Genomic DNA, 19505 nt, shown 5'->3' on the forward strand with positions numbered 1-19505 from the left:
GAGATGCCCTGCGAGCTTCCTCAGGCAGCGCGGTGAAAGGTGACACTGCGCTGCCGCTCGGTCGTCCGAAAGCAGTTTGTCGGGCCACCTCCTCGGACAGCTGGACCTGCTGAGCGCACGGCTCTGCCACCTCATATCCGTATCGACGGCTGCGTGCGCCCGCTCGGAGATGGCACCGGCCCCACCCACGAAGTCGGAAGCGCGACACTCAGTCGCCGGATCGAGGCATCGGCGGGTTCCAGGGCCAGTGCTCAGCCTTCGTCGGCGTCGCGCAGATCTGGACGAGATGATCTGACGTCGTGCCGAGACATGCAGGCCGCGCCTGTACCCCGTTCGCGTTCACGCGCCGACGCCTGGACAGCCGCGCGGCCACGCCGGGAACAGTCGGTCGGGCTGGCACGGTTGCATCGATCGAGGGACCGGCGCCACAGGGGCGGGGAACAGAGACCGCAAGGTCGTCCGCCAGGATCCGGGCCTCGGGGTCGCGGTATGCCCGCCGCGCACTTGGACCACAGGGAATTCTGCAGGAGGACTGTTTCGTGATTGACCGGCCGTTGACGCTCATGGCAGTACACGCCCACCCCGACGACGAGGCCACCGGAACCGGAGGGGTCCTCGCGCGGTACGCGGCGGAAGGCATCCGCACGGTTCTCGTGACGTGTACCGACGGCGGTTGCGGTGACGGACCGGGGGGTGTCAAGCCGGGCGATCCCGGACACGATCCGGCGGCCGTCGCCTTGATGCGCCGTCAAGAACTTGAGGGGAGCTGCGAGGTACTGAAGGTCAGCGATCTGGAGATGCTGGACTATGCCGACTCCGGGATGATGGGCTGGCCGAGCAACGACGCCCCCGGATCCTTCTGGCAGACCCCCGTGCAGGAAGGCGCGGCTCGACTCGCGGAACTCATGCGGCACTACCGGCCTGATGTGGTCGTCACCTACGACGAGAACGGCTTCTACGGCCACCCCGACCACATCCAGGCCCACCGCATCACGATGGCGGCGCTGGAGATGACAGCGCTGACACCGAAGTTGTACTGGACCACGATGCCCCGCTCGATGATGCAGCGGTTCGGCGAGATCATGCGCGAGTTCCATGAGGACATGCCGGAGCCGGATCCCGCCGAGGCCGCCGCGATGGCCGAGATCGGCCTGCCCGACGACGAGATCACCACGTGGGTGGACACCACCGTGTTCAGCGGTCAGAAGTTCGACGCGCTGGCCGCGCACGCCAGCCAGGGCGAGAACATCTTCTTCCTCAAGATGGGCAAGGAGAGGTTCGGTGAGCTGATGGGCGTGGAGACCTTCGTACGTGTCCAGGATCCCACCGGCGCGGCGGCGCCCGAGAACGATCTCTTCGCCGGACTGCGCTGATCCGCTCGCCCGATAGGGAGAGTGCACCAAGCGCACGGCGCGAGCCGGGCGGATCGGACGACGGGCTGCCCGGTTCCCTCGCGGACGGCTCCAAGCGGAGGTATTGGTCCGCCCGGTGCTACGGCGAGGTGGGCAGGTGCGGGGAGCGGAGTACGAGCAGGGTGATCTCGCTGGGGGCGAAGACGCGGAACGGCGGGCCCCAGAAGCCGGTGCCGCGGCTGGTGTAGAGGAGGGTGCGGCTGCCGTGGCGGCTGAGGCCGGCGACGGCGGGCTGGTCGATGCGGACCAGGTGGTGGAAGGGCCAGATCTGGCCGCCGTGGGTGTGGCCGGAGAGTTGGAGGTCGATGCCGTCGGCTGCCGCCCGGTCGACGAACTTGGGCTGGTGTGCCAAGAGCAGGACGGGTAGGTCGGGGTCGGCGCCGTTCAAAGCTCCGGCGAGGTGGGCGCGGTGGCCTGCCAGGCCGGAGGACTCGGCGGTGACGTCGTCCACGCCGGCGACCACGAGGGTGTCGCCTCCGCGTTCGAGCAGCAGATGACTGTTGCGCAGCGGCTCCCAGCCCAGCTCGTCCATCAGGTCGACCCAGCCCTGGGCCTCGCTGTAGTACTCGTGGTTGCCGGTGACGTATACACGGGCCCGGGTGGCCCGCACGGTACCGAGTGGGGCGGCCTGGGCGCGGCGGCGTTCGGCCGTGCCGTCCGCGATGTCGCCGGTGTGGCAGACCAGGTCGGCTTCCAGAGTGTTCACCGTCTCGCATACCCGTGCCGACCAGCGAGCGCGATCGAGTGGGCCGTAGTGGGTGTCGGTGATGAGGGCGACGCGAAGGCCGTCCAACCCGGCACCCAGTCGCGGGAGTTGCACGTCGAGTCGGCGCACGCGTGGCACGCGGCGGGCCTCGGCGTACCCCCAGGCGAGCAGTACGGCGGCTACGCCGAGGACGGCCCAAGTGACGATTCGGGCCCGGTCCTGACTCTCGTCGACGCCGGCCACGATCAGGGCAAGCCGCAGGAGGACGCCGAGCAGAACGGACCAGGTGAACAGAACCCAGCTGATGCCCAGCAGGGTGTCACCGACGATCGCCGCCCGGTCCTGCTGACGCCGGCCGTGGCCGCGCACCATCGTGAGCGGCATGCCGATGAGGCCGAGCGCGAACAGGGCGGTGCCGAGCAGTGTGACGGGCAGCGACCAGTGCTGGCCGGTGTGCAGGAGCACCCAGCAGGGCACAGCCCACAGCAGGACGGGGGCGATCAGGGGGATGTAGCGCATCAGGCGGTGCAGTCGGCTCTGCCGCGGCGCTTGCGCTTCACTGTCGGCGGGTCGGGTATCGCTGGTGTCGGTCACGCTTCCCCTCTCTGGTCAGGCTGCCGTCTCGCGCACTGTATCCGGTCGTCCTCGGGCCGGCCGCAGGGCAACAGTGCCTTCATCCGGCCGACTTGAGGCGCTGCAAGATGCCATCTCTCTGAGGGCCGCATCCGCATGCTCTGGTATGAGATGGCGATTCACGGGTGTCACGTTGTATGGACGAAGTCCGGCACGTTGTCGGAACGCAGAGCGACTCTCCGCTGGTCGTAGCCGCTGAGACGGCTTCGAGGCGGATCCGGAGGCCGTCCAGTGGTGACGGCGGTGGACTTGTGAGCCGGCCCGGTCGCGAGTGGCCGCCCCGATTGCGGGTGCCGGGGCTCGGTTCCATGCTGAGGATGTGGGCGACTCCAGTACCGCACCCATTGCCCTGGGCATGACGCCGTGGGCGCTGTGCATGGCCCCCGACGGCCGACACGTCTATGTTTCCAGCCCCAAGGGCGGGAGTGTGCTGGTGGTGGACACGCACACCCACCACGTGACCGACTCCATCGCCTGCCAGTCACCCGCACAGATGACTGTCACTCCCGACGGCGGCCGTATTCATGTGGCAACCGCCTTGGGCGTGTCCGTCGTCGACACCGGAACGAAAGCCGTGACGAGCACCGTCTCCGTCGGTGAACGTCCCGCCGGCATCGCGCTCGACCCGATCAGGAAGCGGGTCTATGCGAGCGCCTCCGTCGGGGGCTTCATCTCGGTGATCGACACAGACTCGGACACGGAGATCCGCCGGATCCCGACGAACGGCCACCCAGACGCCCTGGCGGTCTCTCCCGACGGCAGCCGCCTGTACGCGTCCGACTCCGTGGTGTCCGCGGTCATGGTGATCGCCACGGACAGCGGACAGCCGGTCGGCACACCCGTCCCGGTCGACAGCGACCCCATCAGCCTCCTCGTCACGCCCGACGGCCGCCGTGTCGTCGCGACCGGTTTCCAGAGCCGGACCGTCACCGTCATCGACGCGCTGACCCGCACCGTCGACGCCGTCGTCCCGGTCGGTCCCTTCCCCGCCGACCTGGGAGTGTCCCCGGACGGGCAACGCCTGTACGTGTCCTTGCAGGAGGCGGACTCGATCGCGGTACTGGATGTCGGCACGCTGAAGGTCCGCAGGAGACTGCCGCTCGGGGCTCCGCCCTTCGGCCTGGCCCTCACCCCCGACGGACTGCGCGGCTATGCCACAGCGCGGGACATGGACTTCCTGCTGCCGTTCGACACCCGGGTGGTGTCGGCACCGGTGCCTTCACGACCGGAGGCCGTGGCCGCGCATGCGGACGGACGGCGCGTGTACGTCACCGCCTCCGGCGACGACAAGGTGGCCGTTGTCGGTCCGCGCGAACGGCAGATCGACGCCGGCCCGGGCCCGAACGCTGTACGACTCACCCCCGACGGCCGCCACGTGTACGTCGCCAACACCGGCGCAGGCACCGTGACGGTGCTCGACACCCGTACCGACGACGTACTCGAGACGATCCAGGTCGGTGTGGACGCCGTCGCGCTCGCCGTGCCCGAGGACGGCCGGCACGTGTACGTCCTCGGGCACGGCGAGGTGTCCGCGATCGACACCACCACCCGCGAGATCACCGGTACCGCGCCCGTGCCGACCGACGCCCAGGACATCGCGGTGTCGCGTGACGGCAGCCGCCTCTACGTGAGTGTCCACGGGCCGTCTCTCGCCGTGTTCACCACCGACCCGCTCGCCATGACCGGTGAGCCCGTCGCCCTCGACGCTTTCCCCGGCGCTCTGGCGGTGTCCCCGGACGGACGCGAGCTGTACATCGCCGACAGTTCGGTGGTCTCGGTCTTCGACACGCTCGCCCAAGAGGTGACGGCCACCGTCGACATCGGCCACATTCCCGCCGGCCTCGCCGTGTCCCCGGACGGCGGGAGCCTTTACGTCGCCTGTCCGTTCGAGCACGTCGTCGTCATCGACACGAGGACCCGGACGGTGGCGGGGGAGCCGATCCCGGTCCACGGAGGGCCGAGGACAGTCGCTGTGAGCCCGGCGGGAGACCGCCTCTACGTCGTCGCAGGCGAGACCTCCATCTTGTGTCTGATCGACACCGGGACCAGGACAATGACCGAGCGGATCTGCGTCGGCCAACCTCCAGCGACGGGATCGGATTTGCTCCCGGGGCCCGGGGCGGTGGCACTCACCCCCGACGGCAGGCGCGCCTACGTCGCCAACCCGGAGGCGGGGACCGTTTCGGTCGTCGACACCTTGACGACCGGCATCCCGGTGGGCAGCCGTCCCATGGGCGTCGCGGTGTCCCCGGACGGACATCGCGTGTACGTCGCGGAGTCCGGCGCGGGCACGGTGTCGGTGATCGACACCAGCGCTGACAGGGTGACGGGAGCCTCCGTTCCCGTCGGCGGACAGCCGGGTGCGCTCGGTCTGTCACCGGACGGAACGCGGCTCTACGTCACGGACACCATCGGCGGACGCGTCGTCGTCCTCGACACCGCCTCCCTCTCGGTCGTCGGTTCACCGGTGACTGTCGACGGCACCCCCTTGGGGCTCGCCGTCGCCCCGGACGGGAGGAGCGTGTACGTGTCCGATGCCAGCTCCGCCACCGTGTCCGTCATCGACACGGCCACCCTTGCGGTGAGCGGGCCCCGTGTCGCCGCGGGTGTCTCTCCCCTCGGCCTGGCCCTCCCGCCGGGCGGCGGGCTTCTGTACGTGGCCGACACCGGCGCCGACGAGGTACTGGTCGTCGACACGGTCCTGCTCACGGTGAAGGGCCGCATTCTCCTGCCCGGGGCCCCGCACGGTGTCGCCGTCAGCCATGACGGTAGGACCCTCGTCGTCACCCTCCCGGCTGTCGGATGCCTGGCGGTCGTGGACACTGCTTCCGGCGAGCTCGTCGGCGCGCCGATCCCGACGGGGAAGGCGCCCCACGGAGTCATCCTCGCCCCGGACGGGCGGCACGCGCATGTGACCAACACCGGGTCGGACACCCTGTCCGTCGTGGATCTCTGATTCCCTGGCCGGCCGGGGGCCACCGGGGCGGAGGTCTCGGGAGCATGGGGCCCGGCGGCGGTCTGGTGCCTCACACAGACGCGCAGCTCGCGCCACTGTTCGGGATCTCGCCTGCAACGGTGTGTCGGGTCATCCAGCGGCTTGGGCCCCTCCTCGCGCTCGAGCCGGCCGCCCGTCCTGTCGATGCTGCGGACCGGCTGTGGATCGTGGACGGCACCTAGATTCCGGTCCGCGACCGCAAGGTCGGTGCCTCCAGCCGCAACTACCGATTCTCCGCGAACGTGCAGGTCATCATCGACGCCGACTCGCGCCTGGTCGTGGCCACCGCCCGCCCGGCCCCGGGCAACAGGGCCGATGCCCATGTGTGGCGCGACTCCGGCTTGCCGCAGCGGTGTCAGGGCGTCACCGTGCTCGGTGACGGCGCCTACATCAACACGGGCCTGGTCGTCCCGCACCGCAAACGACCCGGCCGGGCTCTGCCGGCCGGCGAGGAAGCCGACAACGCCGAGCATCGCCGAGTCCGTGCGCGGGTCGAGCATGCGATCGGCCGGCCGAAGAACTACAAGATCCTCCGCGACTGCCGACAGCACGGCGACGGCCTTCACCACGCGGTCCAGGCCGTCGCCCGCACGCACAATCTCGCCCTGGCCGCGTGATCAGAACAGTCGCGATCGGGCCTTGGCCTGCAAAATCACGGCGTTCTGCAACGCGCTTTAGGTTCTGTCTCTTTGGTCAGCGTCGTGCCCGGATGAGGATGGCGGCGAGGTGGAGTGCTTCCTGGTAGGCGATGGCGAGTTTGTCGCATCGTGCGGCCAGGCCGCGCCACTGCTTGAGGCGGTTGATGCAGCGTTCGACGCTCTTCCGCTGCTTGTAGATCTCGGCGTCGAAGCCGGGCGGGCGGCCGCCTCGGCGTCCTCGCCGCAGGCGGTGGCCGATCTGGTCGGACGGGCTGCGGGATGACCGCGCGGATCCCGTGTCGTCGCAGGTGGGACCGGATGGCACGGGAGGATTGGGCCCGGTCCGCGAGCACGGCCAACGGCCGGTTCGGGGCCCGCCGGGCCCGCTTCGTGGCGCGCGGATGCGGGCCATGACCGCTTCGAAGGCGGGTGCGTCGCCGGCGTGGCCCGCGGTGACGGTCAGGGCCAGGGGCCGTGCACGGTCGTCGGCGGCCAGGTGGACCTTGTCAGGCCGCCGCGTGAGCGTCCGAGGGCGTGGTCGGCGGGCTCGCTGCGGCCTTCGGCCCCCTTTTGCATGCTCCGACGGAATGCTGGTGGGCGCGGACGACGGTGGAGTCGACCGGGACGCTCCAGCCGATGTCGTCATCGGCGTCCGCGGCCGCCGGCACGGCGGTCAGGATGTTCTGCCAGGTTCCGTCGACGGCCCATCTGATCAGCCGTTTGTGGGCGGTCTGGAACGGGCCGAGCTCGTCGGGCAGGTCCCGCCAGGGCGAGTTGGCGCGGTACTTCCACGCGATGGCCTCGAGCGTTCGGCGGTGATCAGCCCACCGCTGTCCACGGACCGGATCGGCCGGCATCAGCGGCTCGATCCGGCCCCACATCGCATCAGTGATCACTCATCGGGCAGACACATCCGATCAACTGACCAACCCATCAAAGAGGCACCCGCTAGCCAGGAGACACCAGCCGGCTGCTCCCGCTGGGTAGTCGGGCCCTGGTCAGATCGTGACCGGGCCGTGGGCGGTGGCGAACTCAACCGAGACCAGGCCCGGTTCCTCGTCCTCGACCCAGGTGACGTCGATCTGGTCGAGGGGGTGGTCGGCCGGTTCGCCGAGGAACTCGGCGATGGAGGCGGCGTCGCCGGCGATGGAGACCCCGTGGATGGTGGTGGAGGTGCGCGGGTCGGCGCTCGGGCGCTCCTCGATGGGGACCAGCCACTGAAGGAAGTAGGGCAGTTGCGGGTCCTCCAGCAGTTCCAGCAGGCCGATCTGCTTCCACCTCAGGTCGAACCCGTCGGGGCGGACACGGTGGCCCTCGGCCGAGGTGCGGCCGAGGCGGGCCTCGACCGGGGCGATGTCGTCGACGGAGACCACCCAACCGAGCCAGCCGCCGCCCTCGGCGGCGCGGCGCGCGACCGCCCGGCCGAAGGGTGCGCGGTCGGCGGCGGGGTGGTCGAGCGTGGTGACGACCTCGACGTAGGTGCCGCCGCTCAGCGGGAGAATGAAATTGCGGGTGCCGAATCGCGGGTGTACGCCCCCGTCGACGAACCCGGCGCCGAGGGCCGATCCGATCCACTGGACGGTCGAGACGAAGCTGTCGCGGGCCACCGCATAGGACACGTGATCAAGTCGCACTGCGCCATCATGACCCGACAACCCGTACAAATCCCCACGCCACGCCCTCCGCCCCGGCCGCGTCCGCTGTGGATTCAGCCGTGGAGCGGATCGATCATTCGTCATCCCGGCGGGGGAGGCCCGGTCGAAGCCAGGCAGCAGCGCTGCCGCCTCGTCGAGGCCCGCGACCCGCTCGATCAGCCGCTGCGGGGCGAGCGCTGCTGCCACAAGATTTCGATCCGGCATGCAGCACCATGCGCACCGCACTTCCAAGAAACAGGCTCTAGGGCCGGGCACCCTGGCCGCCGCCGTGGCGGCCGCCAATTCGAGGTGCAAGTTCATGTCCGGCTCGCACCGGCTGCAGGTCACATCGTCCAGCCGGGACCGCGTCGGCGCTGACAGCCGGCGCACGGTGGCCGCGCAGAACCGTTCCTCGAAGGTGATGACCGCCCACCTCACCAGCCGGGCGATACGCCCGACTGGCCAACAGCCACGAGATGGACCGTTGCAGTACCAGGTCGGCGGGCGTACCAGACGTGGATCCGATCCTCGTGGATTGATGGCGTCAGAAGGTGATGGTCTGGCCCTCACGTTGGGCTTGTCGCGCGGTGTAGGAGACACCGTGGACTTTGAGGCCGTTGGGGTCGAGGAGGGTGATGGTTCCGCCTCGGTCGTCGAGGCGGAACCCGTTGCCGGCGGGGACGGCAAGTGCGGCGCCGGGCGGAAGGGGCTCCGTGGGCAGGCCGATGGCCTGTCGGTTCTGGTCAGCGAGCTGCCAACCCTGGAGGTTGATGGGGGCAGGGGAGGTGTTGAGTACGGTGACGGTCTCGGCCTCGGGCGCTGGGCCGACGGGATTGACCAGCGCAGCCATGATCCGCAGCGGTTCCTCGCGGCTGCTGGGGCGGGGCGGTGCGGTGTCGATGGGGTGACCGGTGCTGTCGTCGGTGTGCCAGGCCTGGGACTGGAAGGCCAGGAAAACGGCGACCCAGCGATCTTCGGCGGGCAGGTGCAGGAGCAGGGCGCCGTCCTGCCAGACGCCGTTGTCGGAGCGGAAGCGCCCGCTGTTGCCCTGGTTCATGTGGATGTCGTGGACGCCGTCGTTGGGCCGGAACCCGAACACCTTGTCCTCTTCGGCCTTTTTGGGGCCCCATCTCTGCCCGAAGGCGTAGACGGTGGCGGAGGAATCGCCGATGGCCCGTTGAACGTAGTGGTCGAGCAAGTCGGCCAGGTCGTTGTCGGCGCCCGGAAGATCGGGCGGGAGAGTCCGCATCGAAGCGGGATCGAAGAGATTGCCGCGGATGAAGTCGACGCTTGTGGTGCCCGGCTGCGACGGCAGGGCGTTCCATCCGCTGCCGGCCGGTGGGAGCAGCTCTGTGAGGGGGTGGTGGAAGTTGTCGTCCGCCAGATACAGCAGCTCTGAGGGGGCCTGCTGGGACTCGACATTGACCGCGGCCCGGTAGTGGGCACCGGTGCCGTCGGTGAGGTGGATCTGGTAATGCGGAGTGTCACTGGATCCCTCCCGGCGCCGGTCGACGGCGCGGGCGGCCAGCACCCCGTACTTGTTCAACGGCATGGGTCATCCTCTCCGAATGCAATGGGAACGGCGCGGCCCGGCGTGGGTCGTGCCGGCGGGAGTGGCTTGGTGCAGGGTTTGCCCGCTGCGACGGCGGAGCTGCGGTCACGTGCGGCTGACCGGTGTCGGCCCCGTCCTGGCCAGCGGATGACAAGGTCCGGCTGCACGGGCAGTGCCATGGGAGCGCCGGGTTTCGACTCTCCGCTCTGGACATGCGGCGAGAACAGGGCGTGGCCGGAGACGGGCTCGTCCCGACGTTCGGTGGGGTCGGCGTCGACCGACGGCAGGGGGTGTTCGGCGTGGGGAGGCCTCCTCGACGCGGGCCGGGAGGGCGTGGCTGATCAGGATGGGGTCGACGACTTCGGGTTCGCCCCGGCCAGCACTACTCCCATCGTCTGCCCTCCTGGTCCGGCCTGTCCACCGCAGCCGTCGGCGGCCGCCTGGGGCATGCCGCGGCACGCCAAATGGCCGACGCACGGCGGGAGTTCCGCAGAGGCAAGAGCCGTCCGCCGACTGGCCCGCCCTCGGCTCCGGGCGCACGATGGAGACACAGGCACTGGCGCCCCAGGTCTGGCGCGAGTCCGCGTCGCCGGCGCTAGGAGGCCGACCACGACGCACACCGTTTCCCCTTCAACAACCAAGTCCCGTACGACAACCGGCGCGAGGTCCCGGACGTCCGCCGCCAGGCTTCGAACCCCGGCGACACGGCGCCGAGCGGCAGAGCGGAGCGACCCGGCTCAACACCACCGGGCACACCGGTTACCGAGTTCTTCGGACTGTTGTCGGCCGATGGATGAGGGTGAGTTCGGTGCCGGCAAGGTACCCGTCGATCAAGTCGGGGTGGAGCTGAATGTGGCAGAAGGCGCCCCAGCCGCCTCCGCCCGCTCCCTCTTCGCGTCGATGAGCTGCTCCACCGCTTCCCTGTACCGGTCGGTGAATTCCTCACCCTCCAGGTCATCGCGGGTCGGCCGTTCGATGAGCTGCTCCGCCTGGGCGATCTCACCTTCGGTGAGCTCGACCTCTTCCGGTTTCGGCTGGGACGGGTCTCTGATCGCGTCGGACCAGCGCATCGAGTGCAGGACGATGACGTTGTCGCGGACCCGGAGCAGACCGAGGCGCTCACGGCCGCTCCAGGCGAGAAGACTTCGTAACACGCCAGAACAGCTAGGGTCTTGCACCCTGATGAAACCCAGCGAGCCTGCGTAACTCGCCATGCAGGTTTCTCGGTGCAGGTGAGTGCGTGATCCGGATGCGTCCAAGGGCGCTCAATCGGGGCAGAGGCGCAGCCAGTACGTTCTCGGAACGACACCTTGGCGGAATGTGGGTGCGGAATGACAGAGTCCCGCTTGTCCGCCTCGGGGAGCGGACGAGCGGGAGCGTCTGTATTCGAGCGTAAGCCGGGTCATCCAGGAGCGCAGGCGCGCACGAGGAGTGTGCCGAGCTCGGCGGGGTCCGGGTTGGGGATGACTTCCGCGTGGACGTCGGTGAAGCCGTGGTTTGAGGATGTCGGCCCACTGGGTGGCGCTGTACTGCCATCGATACACCGTCAGCTCCTTCTCGCGGCCTTCCAGCCACTTGCCGCCCATCTGCTGCGTGCCGTACTGGCCGGTGACGGGCTTGCGGTGCGAGAAGGCGAAGACGCCGCCGGGCTCAAGGCGCTTGGCGACGCAAGGGAAGAGGCGTTCGGGGTCGGTCAGCCAGACGGCGCCCCACGTGGAGGAGACGGCATCCCAGATGCTCAGGTCGTCGTCGAGGAATGCGCAGGCTCGGCGTGGATGAACTTCAGTGTCGGGAGGCGGTCCCAAAATGCGCGGGCGCGGGCGACCTGTAAGGGCGAGAAGTCGACCCCGGTCACGTCACCTGGACGCGGGACCGGGTGAGGAATGCGGCGTTCTCGCCTTCGGCCGGCCCCAGGTCGAGCGCGGTTTTCGGGGTGCCCAGGGTCTCCGCGCCGGGCCCTTCGTCCTTGACGCCGGTCCAGTCGAAGCGTTCTGCCGCGGGGCGCGACGGGGGTCCTTCTCCCCGGTTCGGCTTGTACTTGTCCCAGTCTGACCTCGGGCGGCTGCTCAATGGAGTGGTACGTCTCGCTGCTCGCCGTCGACAACCCGGTGCTGCTCTACGACGCTGGGGGGCTGGGATCCCACATGGGTCCAGCGTCCCCGCGACGGCCTGCGCCATGCGACCCCCTCGCTGTGGCAATGGCTGTGGAGCTGGGCCAACCGCGGCAACGTCTGGGACGAAGCACTCAGCCGTTGACACCCCTGGCCGTCGAGGCGTGCTACACACCCATCTCATTCCGTAGTGAGTAACAAGGCGCGTCCGCAGGCCGGGTGCCCAGGCACTTCACAGGCGTAGTGTCCAGGTTCCAGAAGCCAAGTTGCCGGTGCCGTTCGTAGGGGTCGACAACTGCACTGAATCTGCCGCCTCGGCCAGAAGCTCGACATGACAGACCAGCCCGGCAGCGACTGAGATCGGGCAACACAGGACGACTTGGCCGCGTAGCGTGCCCGGCATCCTGAACATGGTCAGACACGGCCGCCACTTGGCCAGCCTCGACAACGCCAGAGCCGTTGTGAGGGCGTTGCCGGTCTGAGCGATCCGACGAGAGCAGACTCAGACCCGACGTACGCATGTGTCTGGGATCTGCCCGCCTTGCAGCACATGCCAGACCAAGCCCGTGCGGCCGCACTTGTGGTAAGCCGGGCCGCGTTCCGTTCGCGCGATCGCGTCGATGCACTGCTCTCGGAGCCGGACGAGGCTCAGCCGGGCCTGGCGAGGACTCCGGCGCTAGCAACGTGCGCCCCCCCGGGTCCGGACAGCGACAGTGCCCGGATCCTGAAACTGGTGGAGTGAGCCCAGGCAGGCGATCCCGCCGCCTTCGGCCAGCTCTACGACCGGTACAGCGACACCGTGCACCGCTACATCTACTACCGTGTCGGCGCGAAGGCGACCGCGGAGGACCTCACGAGCGACACGTTCCTGCGCGCCCTGCGGCGCATCGCAACCTTCACCTGGCAGGGACGTGACTTCGGCGCCTGGCTGGTGACGATCGCCCGCAACCTCGTCGCGGACCACCTCAAGTCGAGCCGCTTCCGCCTGGAGGTGACCACCGGCGAGATGCTCGATGCAGCCGGAGTCGAGTGCTCCCCGGAAGGCCGAGTCCTGGAGGCCCTCTGCGCTGCTCGAGGCCGTACGGCGCCTGACCCCGCAGCAGCAGGAGTGTGCGACTCCGCGAATCCTCCAGGGGCTATCCGTCGTGGAGAAGGCCCGCGTGATGGGTAAGAACGAGGGTGTGGTTCGGGCCCTCCAGTACCGGGCTGTGCGGGGCCTGGCCCGGATTCTGGACAACGAGAGGAAGTGACCGAGCGGCAGGGTGCGCACGAGCCGCCGTGCAGTCCTGGACCCCGCGGCGGCTTAGGGCCATGGGGCCGGACCAGCAGCCTCGGCGCCTGCCTTACCCGGGAAGGACAGACCATGATCGTGGACGAAGCCGCTGTGGTGAGGGGAGCTCATGCCGGCTGACGAAACAAGGGGCTCGCCTCAGCCACCGAGCCCGGCAAAGGACAAGCGTGATCTCCTGCGGTGGGCTGGCCATGATGCCCGTGAGGCAGGGCTCATTGAGGATGCCATAGCCGCCTACCGACAAGCCGCTGGCCTGGGTGATCTCGATGCCCGGCGCTGGGCGGTCCATCTCCTAGAGGACGCGGGGCGCATCGACGAACTGGTGGGGTGGCTCCAACGGTGCGCAGCGGCTGAGCCCGACGACAGCGCCTACTGGCTGGCGGCGGGCACTCTTTTAAGGGCCGGGAGGGTCGGCGCAGCGGTGTCCTTCTTCGACCGCGCCAGCGAGCGAGGAGGCGCGCGCGCCCTGCTGGCCGTAGGTGACCACTTGCGCAGGGCCGGTGAGATCGATGAGGCGACCCGTTTCTACCAGCGCAGTGCTGACGCGGCCGGCATTGCGGCGGCCCCAGGGCAGCGAGGGCCGACTGGTGATCACTTTGCGGATATGCAGCCGCAGCCCCGAGAGCCAGTGGACGACGGTTCAGGCGCGGCGGATCTGGGCTCCGCAGCTGCGGCGCTCCTCACTATTGAGAAGTTCGATGAGGCAGCCGCAGTCGCCGCAAGGCTGGCAGACCTCGGCGATGTGGAGAGGCTCGAGCCTGTCGTTCAGGCGCTCGTAAAGGCGGGCCGGGAAAGCGCCGCCATCACCCTGCTGGTAGGCACCGTGGAGGAAGGAAGGACAGACGTACGCCCTGCGCTGGTCAGGCTGCTGCTCAGTACGGACCGCATCGATGAGGCATTCGACTGCTACCGGCAGGCCGTCTCCGAAGGAGAGAGGGCAGCGGCTTGTTGGATGGCGGCCCAATTGGCCGCGCAGGGCCTGACCGACATGGCAGTCGATATCTACTTGCGCTCGCCGATTGGTGAGACGCCCGACGCAGTGGACCAAATCGCCAGGCAACTGCCGTACTTCGAAGCCCATTCGGCTGTGTTCCTAGAGCGTATTGCAGCCGAGACAGGATCAATTCGAGCTCTGCGGCATGCGGCAGAACGGTGGGCGCGCCGGCGGGATGGGAGAACGAGGGCGGTGCGGCTGTTTCGGCGGGCCGCCGAGGCTGGCGACCCAGGTGCCATGGAGCAGGCGACGGAACTTGCTGTCGATGTGTACGGCACCGAGGCAGCCGTGCGCTGGCTGCTTCGACTGGCCCGGCGCCGCCCGGACGCCTTCAGCCATGCGGCCGACCAGGTGGCCGAGATCGGTCACGTCGACCGAGCCATCTATCTCTACCGGCGCGGTGAGGCCGCCGGCGACCCGGCCGCTTGCGCCAAGGCCGCCGCGCTCAGCCCCCGCAAGAGGCTCCTCGACGAGCAGATCGCCGCAAGCCGGGCTGCCGCCGAGTACGGAGCTCTTCCGGCCCAGTGGACGGCTTTTCAACTCATGTTGGACGCAGGCCGGTACGGCGACGCGCGTGCGTGGCTGCTGGAGCGTGGTGCGGCCGGGAGCGATTCTCGGAAAGCGGCACAGATGCTGGAGACGCACGGCTTCGCCGATGAAGCACTCACGCTTCATCGGCAAGCCGCCGAGAACGGAGACGCCCATGCGCTGCGGCAAGCCGTGCGGCTCCTGAAGGATGCCGGTCGCATCGGGGACGGGCTGACATGGCTGTGCACGCTGGCTCACGCGGGCCACACAAGCGCCCTGTACCCAGCCGCAGGGCTGGCACGGCAACTGGATCGAATGGACGAATCCGTCGATCTCTACCGGCGTTCCGCCGCAGCCGGCTACCCCAAGGCCCTGTGGACGGCCGCAGGTCTACTCCTGGAGCTGGGACGCGACGCCGAGGCGATCCCCTTGTATCGGGAACTCGCGGACTCCGGGTCGAAGCGTGCGCAGCGGCAGCTGGCCGAGCTCGTCGAGAAACACGATGTGGACTGACGTAGCGTCAGAACATCTTCGTCAACCCGTTGACCAAGTGCGTAGCGCCCTCGGACAACGCGGCCCCCGCTGCACCAGCAACCGCCCAGGAAAGCGCCCGGCGCAGGGCATCGACGTGCAGGACGTCTGCTGCGGCGAAGGCACGGGTGCCCGGTCCGTATCCGGGCGGGAGAGGATCGGTCCGCCAGTCACTGTGCGACTCCACGACTGCGCTGAGCGCGGAAGGCCCCTGGTGTCCTACCTCATGGGCCGTCAAAGACTCCCAATCAGGTGCGGCGTCGGATACCCACAGATTGACGATCTCGGGAGAACCGGAGTACTTCCACGGCGTGCGCCTGCCGCGGAGCACCGGCACACGCTCCAGGCACTCGGAATGCGCCGCTGCGACGGTGTTCGACAGTTGCACGAACCGTTGCGGACCGAACCACCAATCTGTTCCTTGACCAACGCCGAGTCGGTGGCTGCCCGCGTCGCGGCCGGTCGCCTCCCTGATCGGGAAGCCGTCCGGATCGTATTCATTCCCGCCGTACGCGTAGTACCCGGCAATGTACAGATCCCACATGTGCCCCGAACGGGCGTTGTACAGGGCCATGTTGTCGTGCAACCCCTCGATCACCACCGTGTCGGGTGCTGCGAACAGGATGCTCACCAGGCGTCTTTGCCCGGTGCCGCCAGTATCGGGCTGATCCTGCACGGGGTGGCCAGGCTCCCCCCGCGCCAGGATGGAGTTCAGCGTCGGTGCCGGAATCACGATGTCCCCCAGTGACCTCACAGAACACGCCGAGCGGGCCGCCCATGGATCGCCGATCGAGGCGGCGGATCCCCAGTATGCAGACGCTTGGGCTCCATTGGTACAGCTTTGGGGTGTCGGTGGAGGATTTCTGTGCAAAGCGGGGACAGCCGGGCACGATCGGTCTACCGTTTCTCCCTGCGATCTGGGGGGGGCGATGCAGACAAAGACGTCGCGCAGGTGGAAGAAGCTGGCGTCGGGGATGCGTCAGGGGCCCTCTCGATGCCTGTGGAGGGGCTGGCGCCGGGTGTTTCCGCACGGCTGCCAGTGCCTCACGGCGTGTCCGGCGACGGCGTCCTGGTGCTCTGCGATCACCCGGCGACGGGCGGAGCGTCGGTGGCCGGCTCCGCCTTTCCTGCGCGGTCTGGCACATCCGCTAGTCGAAGTGGACAGCGTCGCGATCGCGGTGAATGCCGATCTACTCCCGCACGGGGACCCTGTGCGCCCGTGCACCCCATCTGACGACCATGCAGTACCGCCAAGATGTCTCCTCGTTCCATGTGGCGGATCTTGCAGCGAGGTAGACGGTTGGTGCCGACGGAAGCCCGCAGCTGACGGATGGAATGTTCATTCGGTGGGCGGCGGTGGTACCGCCTTCGACATGGATGCTGCGGTGTCGATCAATCCGAGCAACTCAAGGAGCCGCTGTGGTCAACTCGCCTGCGCATCCCTTCCTGACCGCCAAGGAGTCAGAACAGTTCGAGCGTCGCGAAGAGGGACTGTTCACCGAGGCATGGACAGAGTTTGAGAAAAGGCGGGTGCCCCGGACTGACGGGACCGTGCGGGAAGCGGTGAGGGCGCGGTACGACGGCTCCAACCTGGCTGCCCATGACGAGTGGCACTCGGCCTATTTAGCATTTGTGGCCGCGGATCGGCTGGCTACATCCCGCCGCGTCGAGAATGCGCTCTCTACCCTCCTATGCATCGCGGCGGCCGGCGTAACCATCACTTACGCGTTGGCTGCGCTCAAGCACACCACCTGGCTGCCGTCATACCATGCGCAGAACTGGTGGTTCAGCGCTCTCTCCTTGCTCGTCACTGTCTTACTCGTTACCGCGGCTCGTGCCCGCAGAGGACCCGTGACTCAGCGGCGTGAACGGGCGGTGAGTAATCTTGCGACGGCGCAAGCACCCTTCTACGCCGCATTGGTGAATGAGGTTCAGGCCCTTGCCAACAGCGTGATCAACGAGCACAAGGAACGCGACAAGCATGAAGTCGCAACACTGAAAACCCTCAACGCGCCGATCCTGGTGGAGATCGACTCCGCGGACGTGGTCCCGTCCACATCCACAGAGGGTGTCCTCACCTTCATTCGCGAACACGGTACGTCCGCCATCGGTATCAGCGGGCCGCGCGGCATCGGTAAGACCACCCTCATGCGAGATATTCAACGCCACATGGAGGGAACGCTGTCGGTGTACCTGCCGATCCCAGTCAGCTACGCCGCTGAAGACTTCATCCGTGTCATCTTCCGCGAGGTGGCGTCGTCGGTCAGAGCGGCCTACGGGGACGAACGGGAGGAGCGTCAGGCCCAGCGGGTGGCGCTGCGCCGCATTGACATGGCTCGTGCTGGCGTATGCGTCGGCCTGGCGCTCGTAGGTGTGATCCTTTTCGCGGTCGGTCGCAACGGCGTTCCGGTCTTCAAGACGACTGATATTCCGGGACTTCTCCTCATCCTCATCGGTCTGGCCGGCGGGGCCGCGTTGGTGTTCTCCTCGGCGGCACGGATCTTCGCAGTCTCCCCGATCCCGCACTATCATCGTCATTCCGGGATCCTCAACGCGGCCAGGCACGCTATGCACAGCCTGGAGTTTTCCCACATGCAGAAAAGAACGACGAAGAATGTTTTCGCTCTCAAGTTCTTCTCCGCAGAAGACCAGGATCAGTTCGAGCAGACTGAGCGTGAGCTCACGCATCCCGAACTTGTCACCAAGTTCAAGGAATTCGTCTCTCTCTACGTCCAGGAGACTAAACAGCGGATTGTCATCGGACTGGACGAACTCGACAAGATCGACAAGGGGAAGGAAGCGCTCAAGTTCGTCAACAGCATCAAGGACATCCTGCATATCCGTGGCGTCCACTTCATCGTGTCGGTGTCTGAAGACGCCCTGCACAGCTTCTCCCTCAGGGGCGTTCCCGTGCGTGACGCGTTTGATTCCTCCTTCGACGCGATCGTGCCAGTCAAGCGGCTGGACACTGCAGAATCGCAGCGGTTGGTGAACCGACGCGTTCTCGATTTTCCCGATCCGCTCATCCTGTTTTGCCATGCATTGAGCGGAGGAGTTCCACGTGACCTGATCCGCTCTGCACGCCAGTGCATCGACGTCCGGCGCGCTGCCGGCCCTGATACTCCTGTCCTCGTCGACTCCGTTGTGCGTCAGGTTGTCAGGCGGCAGAGCGTGCTCGTCTGCGAGGCACTGGCCGCACGGGCCAAACACACGCAGCCCCCCGTTCTCGCCGCTAGCATTGCTGCTGTCAGCGCGGTTAATGACGCTGCGGCAGAAACCGGTTCTCTTGTCGCAGCACTCGACCACGCGGCTAAGCAAATCCAAGATGCCTCGGTCGACTTCCCCCTTGGTCGCGACGCTGCGGTCTATCTCAACGCCGCTGCCGCTCTGTGTTCGTACTTCGCTATCGAGCGGACCAACGAACAGTGGGATCAGGAGGAGGTGGCCGGCACCAGCATCCGCGTGGCCCAGACCGTCGCGCACGCCATTGAACTCCTCTCCTTCGAAAGCGAAGCAGGTCGGGAAGCACTCCAGCCTCTGCGAAGTTCACTTGGTCTGTAACAACGTAAGATCTTCCAGCGGACTTGCTATTGAACATTTGAGTGAGAGGGCTTCTTGCAGCGGCTAACACAATGAAGTGGCAGGGGGTGTGCGCGGCCCGCCGCTGCTCAGCGAACTGGTCGGTCTCCTGACTGGTGAGGTCTTCGCCGTTGGTTGTGTTGGGTGCGAGGCGATCCGCCTGCTTCTGCGCTGTACCGTCTTCGGAGACGATCACCGGGAGGGGCGGGATGGCCAATGGTCTCCAGTTCAGTTGGGAACTGAGTGGCAGTGGCTGGGCGACGTGCCTCATCGAGGACGGCTCTTCGGAGCGGAAGGACATCGTCAGCTACTGCACGGATGCTCTTGCCGACTTGCTTCGCGGTGTGGCGGGTCTGTACGGCCCCATACCTGTCCAGCGCTTCTCCTTTGACCTTGAACCGGCTGAAGTGAGGTGGGTGCTGCGAGGCAGGGGGTCGGAGGTTGATCTGACGATCTACCGTTTCCCTGACATGTCCGCAAGCTTCGATGCGCCTGACCAGGAAGGCACACTCGTCTGGGGCTCCACGCAGCCGCGCGGCCTTCTAGGACACGTCGTCATGGAGGCCGCTCACTCAGTACTGCAGGTCCACGGCGAGGACGGCTATCTTGCGAAGTGGGTTCAACACCCCTTTCCCATAGCTGCCCTGCAGGACCTCCGCCGGCTGCACCTCCAGCACGACGGGTGTGAACTACCGCATGGCATTGTCATTGCATAGGACGTTGGACGCTTCCCGGATCAGGTCCGCACGGCAACAGCGCTCAGCCTCCCGATGACCTCTATCGACGGCGGCGCAATACGCCGAGCTGCCGGTGAGTGATCAGGCAACAGGCGTGTAAATACGCCTCCTTTCTGCCAGGCGACGAAGTAGCCGTAGCCCTGGTGGTGAGGATGGGTCCGATC

11 protein-coding genes and 3 pseudogenes are annotated in these 19505 nt (G+C 67.6%); 7 read left to right on the top strand and 7 right to left on the bottom strand.

Annotation, left to right across the window (positions count from 1 at the left end; all coding sequences use genetic code 11):
- Positions 1 to 539 precede the first annotated feature (539 nt).
- Complete coding sequence (locus OG788_RS40040; protein ID WP_406375843.1) at positions 540 to 1373, top strand: PIG-L family deacetylase; 834 nt, start codon at positions 540 to 542, stop codon at positions 1371 to 1373.
- Between the two features lie 118 nt (positions 1374 to 1491).
- Here OG788_RS40040 and OG788_RS40045 read toward each other — a convergent pair whose 3' ends face one another.
- A complete protein-coding gene (locus OG788_RS40045; protein ID WP_406375844.1) occupies positions 1492 to 2712 on the bottom strand; it encodes a metallophosphoesterase in 1221 nt (406 codons plus the stop codon).
- Between the two features lie 358 nt (positions 2713 to 3070).
- Here OG788_RS40045 and OG788_RS40050 point away from each other — a divergent pair, with 358 nt between their 5' ends.
- Both OG788_RS40050 and OG788_RS40055 read left to right on the top strand, forming a co-directional pair.
- Complete coding sequence (locus OG788_RS40050; RefSeq protein WP_406375846.1) at positions 3071 to 5707, top strand: hypothetical protein; 2637 nt, start codon at positions 3071 to 3073, stop codon at positions 5705 to 5707.
- A 74-nt stretch (positions 5708 to 5781) separates the two neighbouring features.
- A pseudogene (locus OG788_RS40055) lies at positions 5782 to 6363 on the top strand (transposase family protein); the annotation flags it as partial.
- A 76-nt stretch (positions 6364 to 6439) separates the two neighbouring features.
- Here the strand turns inward: OG788_RS40055 and OG788_RS40060 are convergent.
- From OG788_RS40060 to OG788_RS40080, 5 genes and pseudogenes are all read right to left on the bottom strand, one after another.
- Positions 6440 to 7265: pseudogene (locus OG788_RS40060) on the bottom strand (IS5 family transposase).
- A 117-nt stretch (positions 7266 to 7382) separates the two neighbouring features.
- Positions 7383 to 8018, bottom strand: a complete 636-nt coding sequence (locus OG788_RS40065) for a VOC family protein (protein WP_406375847.1) — start codon at positions 8016 to 8018, stop codon at positions 7383 to 7385.
- A 544-nt stretch (positions 8019 to 8562) separates the two neighbouring features.
- Positions 8563 to 9570 (bottom strand): DUF2278 family protein, encoded by a 1008-nt coding sequence (locus OG788_RS40070; RefSeq protein WP_406375848.1) that lies wholly within the window; start codon positions 9568 to 9570, stop codon positions 8563 to 8565.
- Between the two features lie 830 nt (positions 9571 to 10400).
- Complete coding sequence (locus OG788_RS40075; protein WP_406375849.1) at positions 10401 to 10724, bottom strand: hypothetical protein; 324 nt, start codon at positions 10722 to 10724, stop codon at positions 10401 to 10403.
- Between the two features lie 697 nt (positions 10725 to 11421).
- On the bottom strand, positions 11422 to 11640 hold the full coding sequence (locus OG788_RS40080; RefSeq protein ID WP_406375850.1) for a hypothetical protein: 219 nt from the start codon (positions 11638 to 11640) through the stop codon (positions 11422 to 11424).
- Positions 11641 to 12375: 735 nt separating this feature from the next.
- Between OG788_RS40080 and OG788_RS40085 the strand changes: the two are divergent.
- Both OG788_RS40085 and OG788_RS40090 read left to right on the top strand, forming a co-directional pair.
- Positions 12376 to 12931 (top strand): annotated as a pseudogene (locus tag OG788_RS40085) (ECF subfamily RNA polymerase sigma factor, BldN family); the annotation flags it as partial.
- Positions 12932 to 13393: 462 nt separating this feature from the next.
- Positions 13394 to 15007, top strand: a complete 1614-nt coding sequence (locus OG788_RS40090; RefSeq protein WP_406375851.1) for a hypothetical protein — start codon at positions 13394 to 13396, stop codon at positions 15005 to 15007.
- A gap of 7 nt (positions 15008 to 15014) precedes the next feature.
- Here the strand turns inward: OG788_RS40090 and OG788_RS40095 are convergent, their stop codons facing one another.
- A complete protein-coding gene (locus OG788_RS40095; RefSeq protein ID WP_406375852.1) occupies positions 15015 to 15656 on the bottom strand; it encodes a hypothetical protein in 642 nt (213 codons plus the stop codon).
- Positions 15657 to 16444: 788 nt separating this feature from the next.
- On the opposite strand from OG788_RS40095, the gene OG788_RS40100 reads away from it, so the two are divergent.
- Both OG788_RS40100 and OG788_RS40105 read left to right on the top strand, forming a co-directional pair.
- Entirely contained in the window at positions 16445 to 18586 is a 2142-nt protein-coding gene (locus tag OG788_RS40100) for an ATP-binding protein (RefSeq protein ID WP_406375853.1), read from the top strand.
- Positions 18587 to 18813: 227 nt separating this feature from the next.
- Positions 18814 to 19320, top strand: coding sequence for a hypothetical protein (locus tag OG788_RS40105; RefSeq protein ID WP_406375854.1), 507 nt, complete (start codon positions 18814 to 18816; stop codon positions 19318 to 19320).
- Positions 19321 to 19505 lie beyond the last annotated feature (185 nt).

It is taken from the genome of Streptomyces sp. NBC_00647 (assembly GCF_045207245.1).
Classification (GTDB): domain Bacteria; phylum Actinomycetota; class Actinomycetes; order Streptomycetales; family Streptomycetaceae; genus Streptomyces.

Bases quoted from the DNA above. Each gene is read 5' to 3' on its own strand.
- OG788_RS40070 (WP_406375848.1), bottom strand. From the start codon at position 9,570: ATGCCGTTGAACAAGTACGGGGTGCTGGCCGCCCGCGCCGTCGACCGG.
- OG788_RS40105 (WP_406375854.1), top strand. From the start codon at position 18,814: ATGGCCAATGGTCTCCAGTTCAGTTGGGAACTGAGTGGCAGTGGCTGG.